We start from the raw sequence: 16,139 nt of genomic DNA on the forward strand, positions 1-16,139 counted from the left end.
CCGATGGGTGCCCAGCTAAGACTGCTGCGGCGGCGGATCAGGTCGGTCAAGTCCACGGCGAAGATCACCCGCGCCCAGGAGCTCATCGCCTCGTCGCGCATCATCAAGGCGCAGCAGCGCATGGAGGCGGCCGTACCGTACGAGCGCGAGATCACTCGCGCGGTGTCGGCCGTCCTCAGCAACACGGCGGACGTCGACCACCCGCTGACGGTCGCGAAGGACCAGCCGGTCTCGGCCGGCGTGCTGATCGTGACCAGTGACCGCGGCTTCGCCGGTGGCTTCAACGCCAACATCCTGCGCGAGGCCGAGGCGCTGGCCGGTCACCTTCGTGGCCGCAACGTGGCGATGAAGCCGTTCGTCGTCGGCCGCAAGGGCATCGGATGGCACCGCTTCCGCAGCCGGGAGATGAGCGGGGAGTGGTCGGGGTTCTCCGACAACCCGCTCTACGCCCACGCCAAGGAAATCGCGGGCTCGCTGGTCAGCGCCTTCGCGGACGAGAACGGCATCGACGAGATCCACGTTGTGTACACCCGGTTCGTCTCGATGCTGACGCAGGAGGTGCAGGTCACGCGGATCCTGCCGCTCGAGGTGGAGGAGACCACCGAAGAGCCGGCCGAGGGTCCGCTGCCGTACTACGAGTTCGAGCCGACCGCGGGTGAGGTGCTCAACCAGCTCCTTCCCCGCTACATCGAGTCGCGCATCTACAACGCGCTCCTCCAGTCGGCCGCCTCGGAGCACGCCTCCCGCCGCAGGGCGATGAAGTCGGCGACTGACAACGCCAACGAGCTCATCCGCACCTTCACCCAGCAGATGAACCAGGCTCGCCAGGCCGAGATCACCCAGGAAATCAGTGAGATCGTCGGCGGCGCCAACGCGCTCGCCGACGCCTCAGCGGGGAAAGAGTGAGAAACCACAATGACTGTTGAGACCGTCGCGACCGCCGTAGGTCGTGTGGCCCGCGTCACGGGTCCCGTCGTCGACGTGGAGTTCCCCGTCGAGGCGATGCCGGAGATCTACAACGCGCTGACCACCGAGGTCACCCTCGGCGAGGACACCAAGCTGCTGACCATGGAGGTCGCCCAGCACCTGGGCGACAACCTCGTCCGCGCCATCTCCATGCAGCCCACCGACGGCCTCGTGCGCGGCGCCGTCGTGAACGACACCGGCGGCCCCATCTCGGTGCCCGTCGGCGACGTCGTCAAGGGCCACGTGTGGAACACCCTGGGCGAGGCGCTGGACACCCCCACCTCCTCGCTGCAGATCAGCGAGCGCTGGGGCATCCACCGTCCGTCCCCGGCGTTCGACCAGCTCGAGTCGCGCACCGAGATGCTGCCCACCGGCATCAAGGTCATCGACCTGCTCACCCCGTACGTCAAGGGTGGCAAGATCGGCCTGTTCGGCGGCGCGGGCGTCGGCAAGACCGTCCTCATCCAGGAGATGATCCGACGGGTCGCGCTGAAGTTCTCCGGTACGTCGGTCTTCGCCGGCGTCGGCGAGCGCACCCGTGAGGGCAACGACCTCTGGCTGGAGATGGAGGAGGCGGACGTCCTCAAGGACACCGCCCTGGTGTTCGGCCAGATGGACGAGCCCCCGGGCACGCGTCTGCGCGTCGCGCTCTCCGCGCTCACCATGGCGGAGTACTTCCGTGACGAGCAGAAGCAGGACGTGCTGCTGTTCATCGACAACATCTTCCGCTTCACCCAGGCCGGTTCCGAGGTGTCCACCCTGCTCGGCCGCATGCCGTCCGCGGTGGGTTACCAGCCGACCCTGGCCGACGAGATGGGCGTTCTCCAGGAGCGCATCACCTCGACCCGCGGTCACTCGATCACCTCCATGCAGGCGATCTACGTCCCCGCGGACGACATCACCGACCCGGCCCCGCACAACGCGTTCGCGCACCTCGACGCGCAGACCGTTCTGTCGCGGCCGATCTCGGAGAAGGGCATCTACCCCGCGGTGGACCCGCTCGACTCCAGCTCCCGGATCCTCGACCCGCAGATCGTCGGCGAGGAGCACTACCGGGTCGCCCAGGAGACCAAGCGGATTTTGCAGAAGTACCGCGAGCTGCAGGACATCATCGCGATCCTCGGCATCGACGAGCTGTCGGAAGAGGACAAGGTCGTCGTCCAGCGTGCTCGCCGCATCGAGCGTTTCCTGTCCCACCCGATGTACGCCGCCGAGGCGTTCACCGGCCAGCCGGGAGAGTTCGTGCCGGTCGAGGAGACCATCCGCTCCTTCAAGGGCCTGTGCGAGGGCGAGTACGACCACCTGCCCGAGCAGGCGTTCTTCATGGTCGGCGGCATCGACCAGGCCATCGCCAAGGCGAAGGAACTGGCCCGCTGACAACTGGGTGCCGGTACGGCCCGGCCGTACCGGCATTCGAGGAAGGTTTGTGATGGCAAAGCTCCGCATCGGCGTCGTGTCGCCGGAACGCGAGATCTGGTCCGGCGAGGCCGACATGGTGATTGCCAAGACCGTGGACGGCGAGATCGGTATTATGCCGAATCATGCGCCCGTGCTAGGTGTCCTCGTGGAGGGCGGTGTCCTCCGCGTGAAGCGCGCAGAGGGAGGCGACATCGTCGCCGCCGTCCACGGCGGGTTCATCTCGGTGGCCAACAACGACGTGTCGGTCCTGGCCGAGACGGCCGAGCTCGGGTCCGAGGTCGACGTGGCCGCGGCCCGTGACGCGCTGCAGCGTGCTCTCGCGTCCGTCGACGCCGACGGTGAGGACACCGACGCCCAGGTCGAGGCCAAGCGTGCCAGAGCCCGGCTGCGTGCTGCCGGCGAAGAGGTCTGACCGACAACGAACATGAAAGTGGGGGGCGACGATGGCGGCGCTGGACATTCTGATAAGCGTTGTGGCGATCGCCGTCCTCCTCTGCCTTCGCGGGCTCGTGCTCGCACGCTCGCGGGGCAACGTCGTATGTAGCCTCCGCACGGAAGACCGCGCCTGGAGGAGTGGGGTGGCCCGCTATGCGGGCGGAGAGCTCCACTGGATCCCGTTTCTTGGACTGCGACTGAGGCCGCGCCACGCTATCGCGAGGCGCGGCCTCACCGTTTCCACCCGTCGCCCCCTCGTCGGCGAGGAGGGCCCCGCCGGCTACTGGACCGTCGACTGCGCGGGCGTCTCGCTCGCGATGAGCGAGGACGCCCTCACCGGCTTCCTGGCCTGGGTCGAGTCGGCCCCTCCCAGCGCCCACCTCGACGCGGCGTAGATGTGTTTTCTTGCCTCGCTTCGCTCGGCGGGCTCGGGGCACGGCGCTAACGGGTGCCGCCGGGCTTCCAGAGGAGCTCCTCGCCGTTCGAGGCCGTGCGGCAGATGATGAACATCAGGTCGCTGAGGCGGTTGAGGTACTTCGCGGTGAGCGGGTTCACGTCGTCATGGGTCTCGAGCGCCGACCACGTGGTGCGCTCGGCGCGGCGTACGACCGTGCGGGCCACGTGCAGGAGCGCGGGGCCGGGTGCGCCGCCCGGGAGGATGAAGCTGCGCAGCGGCTTCAGCTCCTCGTTGAACCGGTCGCACTGCGTCTCCAGCCACTCGACGTAGGACGGCTCCACCCGCAGCGGGGGGAACTCCGGGTTCTCCGTCACGGGGGTGCACAGGTCGGCTCCGACGTCGAACAGTTCGTTCTGCACCCGGGCCAGCACCTCGGCGATCTCGGGGGACAGGTCGCCCAGCGCCATCGCCACGCCGATCGCGGCGTTCGCCTCCTCGACGTCGGCGTACGCGGCCAGCCGGAAATCGGTCTTGCGCGTGCGGCTCATGTCGCCGAGCGTCGTGGTGCCGTCGTCCCCGGTGCGGGTGTAGATCGTGGAGAGCACTACCGGCTTGTCGTTGTCAGCTCGCGTCATGCCGCCCAGCGTAACGGGCCGCCCCGAGACGGCCTTCGGCCGGATTCCGCCAGATATCGGCATAGGCCGCGGAAGGGTGGGCAGGGATCTGACGCGGCCTGTCAAGGTCGCCGGACAGGAGGAGGCGGCATGCCACGCCGGAGTGTTCCGGGATACCAGGTGGTCCGCGTCGGGTCGCGTCTGGACGTGGGGACGGTCGCGAGGCTGCGTCCTCGCCTGCACGAGGCGGTCGACACCGGCGACGGTGACATGATCGTCGACCTGTCCGGCCTGGAGATGATCGACGCCACCGGGCTCGGCGTGCTCGTGGGCACGCATCGCCGCGCACTGCGCGCGGAGCGCCGCCTGGTCCTGCGGGGAGTGCCCCCGCGCGTCATGCGGCTGCTCGCCGTCACCCGGCTGCACCGGGTGCTCACGGTCGAGCTTCCTGCCGCCGCCGTGGCCTGACCGCCGCCTCATCAGGGCTCTGAGGAGCCCGGGTGGTCAGGAGCCGAAGGAGCGCCGGAAGATGTGCACGGCCGTCTCGATGAGGTGCTCCAGGGGCGGCGGGGTGGGTGCCAGGACCCATTCGATCAGAAGCTCCTGGATCGCGCCCACCATCCCCAGGGCGAGCAGGTGGGTCCGGTGCGGAAGGCCGCCGGGGAGGTCTCCCAGGGTCTCCTCGATCATCTGGGTGAAGCCCGTCACCGCGCGCTGCCGGTGGGCGGTGAGGATGTCGCCGGCCCGCCGCACCTCGAGGTGCATGATCCGGGCGCGCCGGGTGTCGCGGGTGACGAAGGTGATGTACTCGCTGATGCCCGCCTGGATCCTGCTGTCCGCGTCGGGAGGCGCCTCGCCGATGGCCTTGGCGACCGAGAGGAGGGTCTCGCCGACGCAGCGGTCGTAGACCGCTCGCATCAGGTCCTCACGGCCGGTGAAACATTCATAGAAGGCACGGTTCGAGATGCGTGCGGCCGCGCACAATCGTTCGATCGTGGTCGCGGTGAAACCCGCGCCGGCGAACAGCGTGTACGCGGCGGTGAGCAACCGCTCCCTGCGGTCGGCTAATCGCTGCTCCGCCGTCATTCCCCGGTAGTCGCGTCCCGTCGCCACTGCACACCTCGCGTCCTGCTGGCCCCGTAGGAACCCATCATTATGGACGCAAGATCGTTTTTCGGGAAGTATCGGGACAACTAGCTCTTGCGCCTGCCGTGCAGGAAGGTGACCACCTTCACGAGTCGGTCCAGGTCAGCGGGGGTGCGGCTGAAGGACGTCAGATTCATTCCCGGTATGGCGAAACGCTGCCTGGAGATCGCCTTCGGCCGGGCGAACTCGCGCAGCCCGTCCGCGCCGTGGATGCGCCCGAACCCCGACTCTCCCACCCCGCCGAACGGCAGCGAGGGCACGCCCGCGAAGGAGATGACGGAGTTGATCGCCGTCATGCCCGTGAGCATCGCCCGGGCGAGCTCCATGGCCCGGCGCGCGTTGCCCGAGAAGACGGTGCCGCCCAGGCCGTAGGCGACGGCGTTGGCCTTCTCCAGCGCCTCCTCCACCGTGGCGACCTTCCGCACCGTGATCGTCGGCCCGAAGGTCTCCTCCCGCACCGCGCTGGAGTCCTCGGGGACGTCGGTGAGGACCACCGGGTCGACGTACGGGGGCCGGACGGACTCCGCGCCGCCCACCACGGCCTTCGCCCCCTTGGCGAGGGCGTCGTCGACGTGGCGCCGGATGATGTCGGTCTGGGCGGGCATGGTGATCGGCCCGTAGTCCTCCCCGCCGCGCACGGCCCGCGCCCGCTCGGTGAGCTCGCGCAGGAAGTCGTCGTAGACGCGCTCCACCACGTAGACGCGCTCGACGCCCACGCAGGTCTGGCCGGCGTTGGACATCGCGCCCCAGACGGCCGCGTCGGCTGCGGCGGCGAGGTCGGCGTCCGCGTCGACGATCAGCGCGTCCTTGCCCCCGCACTCGGCCACCATCGGCGTGAGGTTGGCGGCGCAGGCGGCCATGACCCGCTTGGCCGTGGCGGTCGAGCCGGTGAAGGCGATCTTGCGAATGCCCGGGTGCGCGGCGAGCGCGGCCCCGGTCTCGCCGAGGCCGGTGACCACCTGGAACACCTGGCGCTCAGGGACGCTCTGCGCGAACAACTCGGCCAGGAGCGCGCCGACCCCGGGAGTGAGCTCGCTGGGCTTGAAGACCACGGCGTTCCCGGCGGCGAGCGCGTACGCGATCGAGCCCATCGGGGTGAAGACGGGGTAGTTCCACGGCCCGATCACCCCGACGACGCCCAGCGGGAGGTACTCCAGGGTGGCGGCGAGATTGATGCCGATCATGCCCGTGGAGACCCGGCGCGGGCCGAGGACCTTGCGCGCGTTGCGCGCCGCCCAGTCGAGGTGGGTGATGGCGAGCACCGTCTCAAGGGTGGCGTCGCCGATCGGCTTGCCCGTCTCCTCGTGGATCAGCGTGGCGACGCGGGTGAGGTTCTGGGTGAGGACGGCCTTGAAGTCGAGCAGCCGCCGCTTGCGCCGCTCGAACCCGAGGCCCGCCCACCAGACGGCCGCCTCCCGCGCGCTCTCCACGGCGGCCCGCACGGCTTCGGCGTCATGGAGGGGATGGGTGCCCACGACGACCCCGGAGGCAGGGTTCACGGAGTCGAAGGTGCGCTGCTCGGTAGCCGTTGACATGGCGTCTCCTTCTCGGCCCTCGCGGCCGCGCTTCCCGGACCACACTGCTTCCCGCCAGGGGATCTGGGGCCACCATAGCCCCCTCGTTGCGGGGCAAACCATCTCTCGCGTACTGGAACCCGTGGCCGCGCGGTCACAGGAGGCCGCGGCCGAGCGCCGTGGTGACGGCGGCCGTACGGTCGGAGACGCCCAGCTTGCCGAAGATCCGCAACAGGTGGGTCTTGACCGTCGTCTCGCTGATGAACAGCTCCTTGCCCACCTCGGCGTTGGTCAGGCCACGCGCGACCAGCGCCAGCACCTCGGTCTCGCGCCTGGACAGCGACTCGGCCGCCGGGGCGCGCATCCGGGTGACCAGCTTCGTCGCCACCGAGGGGGACAGGACGGTCTCGCCGCGCGCGGCGCCGAAGACCGCCGCCACCAGGTCGGCCCGCGACGTGTCCTTCAGCAGGTAGCCGGCGGCACCGGCCTCGACCGCGCGCACGATGTCCTGGTCGGTCTCGTACGTGGTGAGGACGATCACCCGGCTCTCGGCGCGGTCGGCCAGGATGCGCGCGATGGCCCCCACACCGTCGCCTCCCGGCATGCGCAGGTCCATGAGGATCACCTCGGGGCGCAGCTCGCGGGCGCGCGCCACCGCCTCGTCGCCCGATCCGGCCTCCCCGGCCACGCTGATGCCGGGATCGGCCTCCAGCATGCCGCGCAGGCCCTCTCGTACCACTGGATGGTCGTCGACGATCAGCACGCGTATCACTGGAGACACTCCTCGTGGGGAAGCCTTACGGTCAGCTCGGTGCCGCGTCCCGGTGCGCTGTCCACCTCAAGGGTGCCCCCCGCCTGCTCCACCCGGCTGCGCATGGCGCGCAGGCCGTACCCGGTGGTGGTGGCCGGGCCGCCGAAGCCCGAGCCGTCGTCGCGGACGCGAAGCACCACCTCGTGCTCCCCGTACTCCAGGCGGACGCCGGCGGAGGACGCCGCCGCGTGCTTGCGCACGTTCGCCAGGCCCTCCTGGGCGGCCCGGATCAGGACGACCTCGATGCCGGGCGGCAGCGCGCGTGAGGCGCCCTCGGTCGCGAAGCTCGCGGGCATGCCCAGCTCCTCGCCCAGCCGGGCCGTGATCCTGCGCAGCGCCTCGTCGAGGGTGGATCCGTCGAGGGGCGCGGGGCTGAGCGCGGCGATCAGGCCGCGCGCCTCCTCGAGGTTCTCCCTCGCGGTGCGCACGGCGAGCGCGAGGTGCCTGGACGGGTCGGCCTGCGCCTCTGCGGCCTGGATGAGCATGATGATGCTGGTGAAACCCTGGGCCAGCGTGTCGTGGATCTCGCCGGCCAGCCGTTCGCGCTCGGCGAGGGCCCCGCGCTCGCGGGAGAGCCGTTCGATCTCCGCCCGGCTGGCAGAAAGCTCGTCGATGAGATCGGCCCGGTCGGCGCTCTGGTGGATGATGCGCGTGATCCAGGGCCCGAACACCAGCGCCACCGTGAGGCTCATCGCGCTGGTCGCGATGAAGGTGAGGACCCCGGCCAGGTCGAGGTCCGGCCGCACCAGGAAGCGGACGGCCGGTGAGATGTTGAGGGTCAGCACGGCCCCGAGCGCCCACCGGGGAGGCAGGAGCATGAACGCCTGCGGGCAGAGCGCGAAGAGCGCGAAGGAGGAGGCGGGGACGATGATCGTGGCCGGGACGAACGCGACGACGACGAAGCCGGCGTAGACCAGCCCGGACCGGAGGTCGTACTCGTCTCCCTTGATCACCGGGCGGCCGACGGCGAGGTAGGCGGTGGCGCAGACGGTCAGCAGGACGATCGCGACCACCTTGGTGGCCACCTCGGTGTCGCCGTCGATCACCACGAACACGATGGTGACCAGGAAGGCCACCAGGAAGAGGATCTCCCAGCCGCGGAAGGCCTCCCAGGCGTGGATCCTCGCGCTTCCGGGGCCCGCCGCGGCCGGGCCCCGGAACACCCGCGGCGGTGTGCGGGACGTCATCCGTCGCGGCGGCTCTTCCAGCGGAACGTCGTCAGGCACAGGACAAGACCTCCGACCGCCCACGCTGCCAGGACGAGGGCCACGCGGTCCAGTTCGTAGGACTTCGTCACCTCCAGGGCGGTCCCCGCGTCGCCCAGGAACACCGACCTGAAGCCCTGGCACATCCACTTCAGCGGGAAGAACGAGGCGATATTGAGCAGCCATCCGGGGAGCTCGGTCGACGGGATGAACACTCCCGATATGAACTGGAGCACCACGAACGGCATGCTGATCACCGCCGTCGCGCTCCTCGCGGACCGGGGCAGGCTGCTGACCGCGATGCCCAGCAGCGCCGAGCCGGTGATGCCGAGCAGGAACACCCAGGTGAAGGTGGCCCAGCGGAACAGCTCGGCGGGAAGCGTCAGGTCGTACGCCACCACGCCGATGGCCAGCAGGATCGCGACCTCCAGCACGGCCACCACCAGGACATTCAGGATCTTCCCGATGAAGTACGCGCTGCGCGGGAGGGGGGTTCCGGCGAGGCGCTTCAGCGTGCCGTCGTCCCGGTCGACGGCGATGCCGATGCCGAGGTTCTGGAAGCTGGCGCTCATGACCCCCGCACCGATGAGGCCGGCGGTGTAGACCTGCGAGACGGTGACCGGGCTGCCCTCGAACGTTCCCTGGAAGATCGACCCGAAGATCACTAGCAGGATGATCGGGAAGGCGAAGGTGAAGATGACCGCGTCCTTCTCGCGGAAGAACATCCTCGTCTCGGCGACGCCCCTCGACCAGCCGAGGGCGACGACCGAGGGGAGGCGATGGGGGGCCGCGGCGGTGGCCGTGGAGGCGGTGACGACGTCGCTCATGGGGATACCTCGGGGGAGGGCGCTTGGGGGTGGGGGGAGCCGATCAGCTCCAGGTAGATGTCCTCCAGGGAAGGGCGGGTGACGGTCAGCTCGGGCACCTCGCCGTCGAACCGGCGGGTCAGCTCCATGACCGTCTTCGTGGGGGTGCCGGTGTCGAGATGCTTGCGGTCTCCCTCGTCGAGCCAGCTCACCCGGGCCTTGGCGGTCGCGCGTCCCCCTAATGTGGCGGGCCGGTCCTCGGCCACGATGCGGCCCTCCGCGATGACCGCGACGCGGTCGGCGAGGGCCTCGGCCTCGTCGAGGTAGTGCGTGGTGAGCACGATCGTCGTGCCGTCGTGCGCCAGGCTCTCGACCAGGTCCCAGAACCCGCGCCGTGCCTCGGGGTCGAAGCCGGTCGTCGGCTCGTCCAGGAACAGCAGCTCAGGGTTGCCGACCACGCCCAAGGCCACGTCCACCCGCCGTCGCTGACCGCCGGAGAGCTGCCGGACGCGATTGCCGGCCTTCTCCGTCAGCCCCACCCTGGCGATCACCTCGTCGGGGTCCCTGGGGTTCGGGTAGTAGCCGGCGAAGTGGCGGACGGTCTCGCGGACCGTCAACTCGGCCGTGTCGTTCGCCGTCTGGAGCACGATGCCGACCCGGCTGCGCCAGAGCCGGGTCGGGTGCTGGGGGTCGATGCCGAGCACGCTCACCTCGCCGGCGTCCCGCTTGCGGTAGCCCTCCAGGATCTCGACCGTGGTCGACTTCCCGGCGCCGTTCGGGCCAAGGATGGCGAACACCTCGCCCGCCTGGATCTCCAGGTCGACACCGTCCACCGCCCGCACGTCGCCGTACCGCTTGGTGAGGCCCCGGGCCATCACCGCTGTCTGCGTCATGCCTCGATCATCGTGCCCGTACGGCTCGCGCGGCACCATCGAGGGGCCGACCCCTCTGTCCACCGTTCGGTGGACACGCGTGCTACGCGGGGGTGCCGAGGGAGCAGTCCGGGGACCTCGGCTCGGACTCGTCGAGGTCCGCCAGCAGGGCCGTCCACTGGGCGCCGATGACGTCGAGGTCGTAGTTGGCGGCGGTGCCCACGGCGTTCGCGCCGAGCGTGCGGCGGAGCTCCTCGTCCTCGATGAGGCGGCGGATGCCCTCGCCGAGCGCGGCGGCCTTCTTGGAGCGGACGAGCAGGCCGTCGTGCTCGTGGGTGATGATCTCCCTCGGGCCGTGCGGGCAGTCGAAGCTGACCACCGGCACCCCCTTGCTCATCGCCTCCAGGATCGTCATGCCGAACCCCTCGTAGCGCGAGCTCACGGCGTAGATCGAGGACTTGGCCAGCTCGGCGCCGATCTCCGGGGTGCTGCCCATCAGGAAGACCTTGTCCGAGAGCCCCGCCTTGTCGATGCGGGTCTGGAGCTTCTCCTCACGCTCGGGCGTGCCGCCTCCGTAGATGCGCAGCACCCAGTCGGGATGCGCCTCCGCCACGGTCTTCCAGGCGTTGACCAGCCGGTCGAATCCCTTGGCCCACACGATGCGGCCGATGCCGGTGACGACCTTCTCGTCCAGGGACGAGATGTCGCCCCCGAGGTCGGGGATGGCGTTCGGGACGCGCAGCAGGCGCTTGGGCGGATGGGACCTCAGCATCTTGGCGTACTGCTTCAGATCGGCCTCGGTGAGCGTGGTGAACGCGTCTAGCCTGCCGTACCGCCTCTTGATCTGGGCCTGGAGGCCGGGCCCGTGGGACTCCAGGGTGACGTGCTCCTGGCCGATGGTGAGAACCTCCGGCGGCGCGAACAGGCTCATGATCAGGTTGAACCCCGGCCGCGTCCCGATGACCACGCCACCTCGCAGTGACCGCAGGAAGCGGACCAGCCTCAGGTCCGTCAGCAGGCTCATGCTGAGATAGGCCTTCTCCTCCTCGGGCACCAGCCTGCTGGGGCGGCGCGAGAGGAACTCCGCGATCCGGCCGCGCGGGACGGTCCTGTCGTCCAGGAAGGAGACCTTCACCCCGGGAGGCAGCTCGAAGAACGGCTCCTCGGCCGTGCGGACGAGGCTGACGATCTCCACCTCGCGCTCCCGTGACAGGTAGGCGGCGAGATTGAGCACGGTGCGGATCGTGCCTCCCATGCCGTAGGCGTGCAGCAGCAGGATCCGGACGGTCCCCGTGCCGCGTGCCGGCGCCCTGCGTGCCCTCCTCCCGTTGACCAACTCGAGCAGCCCTAGGGCCGCGCGGGCGAAAGCCTGCCGTGCCCTCGCTAACACGCTGAAGACTCCTTGCCGGGTGACGTCATGGTTATGCCCCTCGTGTGTCATATGCCATGGATCGCCGGGAGCATGCTTAATTCGAGGTGAGAGTAGTAAGTCCCATCACCTCGGCAGGTAAGAATTCGGTTAGAGCGCCCCTTACCAGCCCCCGCTTTCATGATCTAGACGATCGACGGCACCCGAAGCGTTGCATTTGTTTTCCACAAATTCTCGGAGTAGTCGGACAGCTACTTACCGGGAGGCCGTGGTGGATTGTACCTACTAGTATGTACACTCGGATCATGGACACGGCGGAGCGGTTGATCCAGAGCACCCAGGAGCTTCTCTGGGAGCGCGGCTACGTGGGCACCAGCCCGAAGGCGATCCAGCAGCGCGCCGGGGTCGGGCAGGGCAGCATGTACCACCACTTCAGCGGCAAGCCCGGCCTCGCGCTGGCGGCGGTGCGGCGCAGCGCCGAGGAGATGCGGGCGAAGGCGGAGGCGCAGCTCTCCGCTCCCGGTGGCGCGGTCGAGCGCGTCTCCGCCTACCTGCTCCGCGAGCGCGAGGTGCTGCGCGGCTGCCCCATCGGGCGGCTGACCCAGGATCCCGACGTGATCGCCAGCGAGAGCCTGCGCGCGCCGCTCGACGAGACCCTCGGGTGGTTGCGCGGGCGCCTCGCGGAGGTGCTCGCCGAGGGTCAGGCGCGCGGGGAGCTCCCGCGCGGGCTCGTGCCCGCCGAGACGGCCGCGACGATCGTGGCGGTGCTGCAGGGAGGTTACGTGCTGGCGCGGGCCGCCGGGTCCGCGGAGCCGTTCGACCAGGCGATCAGGGGTGTGCTCGCGCTGCTCTCCTCGCAGGCCCGCTGAAGCGGATTCGACCGGAAGGTTCTCATGCACGCCATGCAGTACGAGATAACGCTGCCCGCCGATTACGACATGGCCATAATCCGCCACCGGGTAGCCACCAAAGGAGCGGCTCTCGACACGTTTCCCGGGCTCGGGCTGAAGGCGTACGCCGTTCGCGAGCGCGGCGCCGGCGGCTCGCCGGTCAACCAGTACGCCCCGTTCTATCTGTGGACCTCCCTGACCGGCATGAACGGCTTCCTGTGGGGCGACGGGTTCCGGGGCCTCAGCGCCGACTTCGGCCGGCCGGCCGTCCAGCACTGGACGGGCGTCGCCTTCGAGCGCGGGCCCGCCTGGGCGGTGGCGCCGTCCGCGGCCACCCGCGCCGCCGAGCGCATCGCGCCCGGCGCCGACCCCGCGGCCGTCCTCGGCCGGGCGATCGCGGGCCTGAAGGATCAGGCGAGGAGCCCGGGGGTGCACTCGACGGCGCTCGCGATCGATCCCCGGCGGTGGGAGCTCGTCCACTTCACCCTCTGGCGGGACGCCGTCCCCGACGACGCCGCCGCGGACCGCTACACCGTCCTGCACCTGTCGGCCCCGCACGCCGGTGACCTCCAAACGGGCCGGCACTGGTAGCCGATCGGCGCCGCCGGGCCGTACGGGCGTGCCTTCCGCGCGGGAAGGCACGCCCTGCAGGCCGGCGGGCGGCGTCAGATGAGCCGGCCGCGGACCGAGCGGGCTCAGGCGAACGGCACCAGGAACTCGCGGGGGCTCAGCGCGCGCGACATGATGCGCACATCACCGATCCAGCCGTAGAAGCCCTGGCCGTACTGCTCCGCGAACTGGGTGCCGCCGATGGTGAAGGGCTTGCCCAGCGTGGTGATGCCGTTCGACTCCTGGGTCGGATTGCGGGCGATCTTCGAGCCGTCGACGTAGATCACGGTGCGCCGTTTGTCGTTGACCACCGCGATGTGCATCCATCGTCCGATGGGCAGGGCATGGCTCCACGAGGTTGGGTCCGCGTCACGGTGCAGGGGGTAGACGACGTACTGCAGGAACCGCTCGGGGGAGAGGTTCAGGCTGCAGGTCGGCTCGTCCGGTGACCAGCCGCTCGTCTTCCCCGCATCGCCGTTGCGTCCCTCCCAGCTCAGAATGCCCATCCAGGCGTGGTCGCCCTCGAACGGCTCGGGAAGCTTGACGAACGCCTCGATCGTGTAGCCGGACTCGAACTTCGTGCTGTTGATCGGCGCGTTCGCCGCCGTTCTCAGCACCGCGCCGCGATCAGGGTTCTTCCCCCCGTCGAAGCGAAGGCTCGCGTGCGCCGGCTGCCCTTCGTGATGTCCGGACGACCACGTCAGGACCTCAGGGGAGCTGGAATGCAGCCGGCCCACGGTGAGATCGTTCCCCCTGCCGGTGAGATCGCGCGCCACGGTGCCGTCGGCGATCACGCCGCCGTCTCGCCCGGTTCCCTGGATGCCGGACTCGTCGAATCGCCAGTACGCCACGGTGCCCTTCGGCATCACCGCGGCGGCCGGCCGCGGCGCGGGGAGCAAGCGCGGGGCGAAGCCCTTGAAGCGCTCGTCGAAGTCGATCTCGAGGCTGAACCGGTCCGCGGGGCCGGTCAGTTCGAGCGTCTCGGCCTCCAGCGGCGCCCGCCGCCCCGGGTCGCGGGCCAGAAGCCAGGGCGAGAACGTCTCGACGTCGATCACCTTGCGTACGAGGTCGAACGTGTAGAGACGGATCATCGCGGCGCCGCCGTAGTAGCGGTCCTGGTAGTTGGTGATGTGGACGTGGACCTCGTTGCCCGCGTCGTTCTTCAGGACCGTGCGTCCCGGCGGCCAGTAGTGGCCGTTGAGGGTGAGGAAGATCTGGTCATTGCGGCGGACGAACCGATCCCACAGTCTTTGCCCGTAGTCAGAGAGATAGGCCTGTCCGGAGTCGTCCGCCCAGGCGAGCTCGTGCGTGGTGAGGATGACGGGAAGCGTCCGGTTGGCGTCGATGACGCCCTGTGCCCATCCCAGCCCTCTGTCCGAGATCCGCCAGTCCAGCGCCAGCACGAGCCATCGGCGACCGGCGGCGTGCACGACGTGGTAGCTGTTGTAGCCGTCCGGAGACGCGCCGCCGAACGTCGGCGCCTTGGCGAAGCGATGCGGACCGAAGGCCCGCAGGTAGGCCGAGTCGCCACGCTGGTCGTCCGTGGACGATCGGATGTCGTGGTTGCCGGCGAGGACGCTGTAGGGCACCTTTCCGTCGATGCTCCGGAACGTGTCGCCCGCGAGTTCGATCTCGTGCTCGCTGCCATGCTCGGTCACGTCGCCAAGATGCGTCATAAAAGCGACATTTCCTGACTTGCGTTCCTCGACCAGGTAGCGGAACGTCTCCCGCAGCGGGGCCGGGTCGGAACTGTCCTCGTCGAAGAGGTACTGGGTGTCCGGTAGCACGGCGACCGCGAAACGAGGGCTGTCCTCGTCGAAGCGGCCGGGCCGGTTCGACGAGGCGTACGCCGGCGTGGCGCCCAGCGCGGTGGTCGAGGCGGCCGCCGCGACGGGGGCGGCGATCGCCGCCTGCAGCAGGGCGCGGCGCCCGACTCCGCCGGGTTCGGGATGATGATCCATGTGTGCACTCCAAAGGCTTGCCGAAAACCTCAAGCACACTGCTGGTCCCACGTGGCACTTTGGTGGCGCACGAGGGAACTCCGGGGGCAAACCGGAGGAAATCACCATGATCTTCGCTGCGGGGACCGCGGCGCTCGGCTCTGAGAGCCGCCCGAACCGTGAGCGCTGCGGTCAGAAGAGCGTGTCGGTGCGCTCGATGCCGCGGAGGGCGTCGTAGTCGAGGGTCACGCAGCCGATGCCACGGTCGGTGGCGAGCACCCGCGCCTGCGGCCTGATCTCCTGGGCCGCGAAGATGCCCTTGACCGGCGCGAGCAGCGTGTCGCGGTTGAGCAGCTCCAGGTAGCGCGTGAGCTGCTCGACCCCGTCGATGTCGCCGCGCCGCTTGATCTCGATGGCGACGGTGCCGCCGAGCTGGTCGCGGCAGAGGATGTCGACCGGGCCGATCGCCGTGGGGTACTCCCTGCGGATCAGGCTCCAGCCGTCGCCGAGGGTGTGGATGTGCTCCGCCAGCAGCTCCTGGAGGTGAGCCTCGACGCCGTCCTTCTGCAGCCCGGGGTCGACGCCGAGCTCGTGGGAGGAGTCGTGGAGGATCTCCTCCATCGTCAGGATGAGCTTCTCGCCCGTCTTGCCGTGCGTGACGGTCCAGGTGCCTTCTTCCTCGCGCACCTTGCACGGTGGGTTCATCCAGTTGAGCGGCTTGAAGGCCCGGTCGTCCGCATGGATGGACACCGAACCGTCCGCTTTCAAGATCACCAAACGGAGGGCGGAGGGCAAATGCGCAGACAGGCGGCCGACGTAGTCAACTGAGCATCGAGCGATCACTAGGCGCATCGAGCCAGCCTAGCTGTTGCCTATGGGGGCCGGGCGTCGGTCCCAACCTTGGCCCGTACACCTGCCTCATCGGCGGCCCAGGCCACGAAGGTGGCGCACCAGGGGGCGGTGAGGAAGAGGCTCCCCTTGCCCAGGTCGTTGGCGTACCAGCGCGGGTACTTGTTCGGGACCCCGAGGGAGGTCGTCGCCGCGGTCAGGGTGACGAGGATGCCCAGGGCCCCTCTCCTCGGCACGGCCACCGCTGTGGCGAGCCGATGGGCCGTACATTTAGGCCCGGCGGCAGCTTGATCACGA

General features: G+C 69.6%; 18 protein-coding genes. 7 read left to right on the forward strand and 11 right to left on the reverse strand.

Features of this window, described 5'->3' with window-relative positions; translation table 11 throughout:
- Window positions 1-3 precede the first annotated feature (3 nt).
- Genes OG589_RS00745 through OG589_RS00760 form a run of 4 tightly spaced genes read left to right on the forward strand, consistent with a single transcriptional unit; the run spans window position 4 to window position 3,215 of the window.
- Entirely contained in the window at window positions 4-906 is a 903-nt protein-coding gene (locus OG589_RS00745) for a F0F1 ATP synthase subunit gamma (protein WP_405145228.1), read from the forward strand.
- A gap of 9 nt (window positions 907-915) precedes the next feature.
- The gene (gene atpD / locus OG589_RS00750; protein ID WP_405145229.1) at window positions 916-2,343 is read left to right on the forward strand and encodes a F0F1 ATP synthase subunit beta; all 1,428 of its coding nucleotides are present in this window, start codon (window positions 916-918) and stop codon (window positions 2,341-2,343) included.
- Between the two features lie 52 nt (window positions 2,344-2,395).
- Window positions 2,396-2,797: a F0F1 ATP synthase subunit epsilon gene (locus OG589_RS00755; protein WP_405145230.1), complete on the forward strand. Its 402-nt coding sequence runs from the start codon at window positions 2,396-2,398 to the stop codon at window positions 2,795-2,797.
- Window positions 2,798-2,828: 31 nt separating this feature from the next.
- On the forward strand, window positions 2,829-3,215 hold the full coding sequence (locus OG589_RS00760) for a DUF2550 domain-containing protein (RefSeq protein ID WP_405145231.1): 387 nt from the start codon (window positions 2,829-2,831) through the stop codon (window positions 3,213-3,215).
- Between the two features lie 46 nt (window positions 3,216-3,261).
- Here the strand turns inward: OG589_RS00760 and OG589_RS00765 are convergent, their stop codons facing one another.
- Complete coding sequence (locus tag OG589_RS00765) at window positions 3,262-3,852, reverse strand: cob(I)yrinic acid a,c-diamide adenosyltransferase (RefSeq protein WP_405145232.1); 591 nt, start codon at window positions 3,850-3,852, stop codon at window positions 3,262-3,264.
- Window positions 3,853-3,981: 129 nt separating this feature from the next.
- On the opposite strand from OG589_RS00765, the gene OG589_RS00770 reads away from it, so the two are divergent.
- Complete coding sequence (locus OG589_RS00770; protein ID WP_405145233.1) at window positions 3,982-4,299, forward strand: STAS domain-containing protein; 318 nt, start codon at window positions 3,982-3,984, stop codon at window positions 4,297-4,299.
- A 36-nt stretch (window positions 4,300-4,335) separates the two neighbouring features.
- On the opposite strand, the gene OG589_RS00775 is transcribed toward OG589_RS00770, so the two are convergent.
- The 7 genes from OG589_RS00775 to OG589_RS00805 all read right to left on the reverse strand — a co-directional run bounded on the left by OG589_RS00775 (window position 4,336) and on the right by OG589_RS00805 (window position 11,575).
- On the reverse strand, window positions 4,336-4,944 hold the full coding sequence (locus tag OG589_RS00775) for a TetR/AcrR family transcriptional regulator (RefSeq protein ID WP_405145234.1): 609 nt from the start codon (window positions 4,942-4,944) through the stop codon (window positions 4,336-4,338).
- An 80-nt stretch (window positions 4,945-5,024) separates the two neighbouring features.
- Window positions 5,025-6,512 carry an aldehyde dehydrogenase family protein gene (locus OG589_RS00780; RefSeq protein ID WP_405145235.1) on the reverse strand — a complete coding sequence of 496 codons (1,488 nt, stop codon included), beginning with the start codon at window positions 6,510-6,512 and terminating at the stop codon, window positions 5,025-5,027.
- A 133-nt stretch (window positions 6,513-6,645) separates the two neighbouring features.
- Window positions 6,646-7,263 carry a response regulator gene (locus OG589_RS00785; RefSeq protein WP_405145236.1) on the reverse strand — a complete coding sequence of 206 codons (618 nt, stop codon included), beginning with the start codon at window positions 7,261-7,263 and terminating at the stop codon, window positions 6,646-6,648.
- Entirely contained in the window at window positions 7,260-8,489 is a 1,230-nt protein-coding gene (locus OG589_RS00790; protein WP_405145237.1) for a sensor histidine kinase, read from the reverse strand. The genes OG589_RS00785 and OG589_RS00790 overlap by 4 nt, the downstream gene beginning before the upstream one ends.
- Complete coding sequence (locus OG589_RS00795) at window positions 8,486-9,334, reverse strand: ABC transporter permease (protein WP_405145238.1); 849 nt, start codon at window positions 9,332-9,334, stop codon at window positions 8,486-8,488. Before OG589_RS00795 ends, OG589_RS00790 begins: the two co-directional genes overlap by 4 nt.
- A complete protein-coding gene (locus tag OG589_RS00800; RefSeq protein WP_405145239.1) occupies window positions 9,331-10,206 on the reverse strand; it encodes an ABC transporter ATP-binding protein in 876 nt (291 codons plus the stop codon). The genes OG589_RS00795 and OG589_RS00800 overlap by 4 nt, the downstream gene beginning before the upstream one ends.
- 82 nt (window positions 10,207-10,288) lie before the next feature.
- Window positions 10,289-11,575, reverse strand: a complete 1,287-nt coding sequence (locus OG589_RS00805; protein ID WP_405145240.1) for a glycosyltransferase family 4 protein — start codon at window positions 11,573-11,575, stop codon at window positions 10,289-10,291.
- 284 nt (window positions 11,576-11,859) lie between these two features.
- On the opposite strand from OG589_RS00805, the gene OG589_RS00810 reads away from it, so the two are divergent.
- Both OG589_RS00810 and OG589_RS00815 read left to right on the forward strand, forming a co-directional pair.
- Entirely contained in the window at window positions 11,860-12,423 is a 564-nt protein-coding gene (locus OG589_RS00810; protein ID WP_405145241.1) for a TetR/AcrR family transcriptional regulator, read from the forward strand.
- Between the two features lie 33 nt (window positions 12,424-12,456).
- Complete coding sequence (locus OG589_RS00815) at window positions 12,457-13,035, forward strand: DUF4865 family protein (protein WP_405145242.1); 579 nt, start codon at window positions 12,457-12,459, stop codon at window positions 13,033-13,035.
- A 104-nt stretch (window positions 13,036-13,139) separates the two neighbouring features.
- Here the strand turns inward: OG589_RS00815 and OG589_RS00820 are convergent, their stop codons facing one another.
- From OG589_RS00820 to OG589_RS00830, 3 genes are all read right to left on the reverse strand, one after another.
- A complete protein-coding gene (locus tag OG589_RS00820) occupies window positions 13,140-15,014 on the reverse strand; it encodes a LamG-like jellyroll fold domain-containing protein (RefSeq protein WP_405145243.1) in 1,875 nt (624 codons plus the stop codon).
- Between the two features lie 171 nt (window positions 15,015-15,185).
- The gene (gene nucS / locus OG589_RS00825) at window positions 15,186-15,845 is read right to left on the reverse strand and encodes an endonuclease NucS (protein ID WP_405145244.1); all 660 of its coding nucleotides are present in this window, start codon (window positions 15,843-15,845) and stop codon (window positions 15,186-15,188) included.
- Between the two features lie 20 nt (window positions 15,846-15,865).
- Window positions 15,866-16,078 (reverse strand): hypothetical protein, encoded by a 213-nt coding sequence (locus OG589_RS00830; protein ID WP_405145245.1) that lies wholly within the window; start codon window positions 16,076-16,078, stop codon window positions 15,866-15,868.
- Window positions 16,079-16,139: the final 61 nt, after the last annotated feature.

It is taken from the genome of Sphaerisporangium sp. NBC_01403, from assembly GCF_045040145.1.
GTDB classification, from domain to species: domain Bacteria; phylum Actinomycetota; class Actinomycetes; order Streptosporangiales; family Streptosporangiaceae; genus Sphaerisporangium; species Sphaerisporangium viridialbum.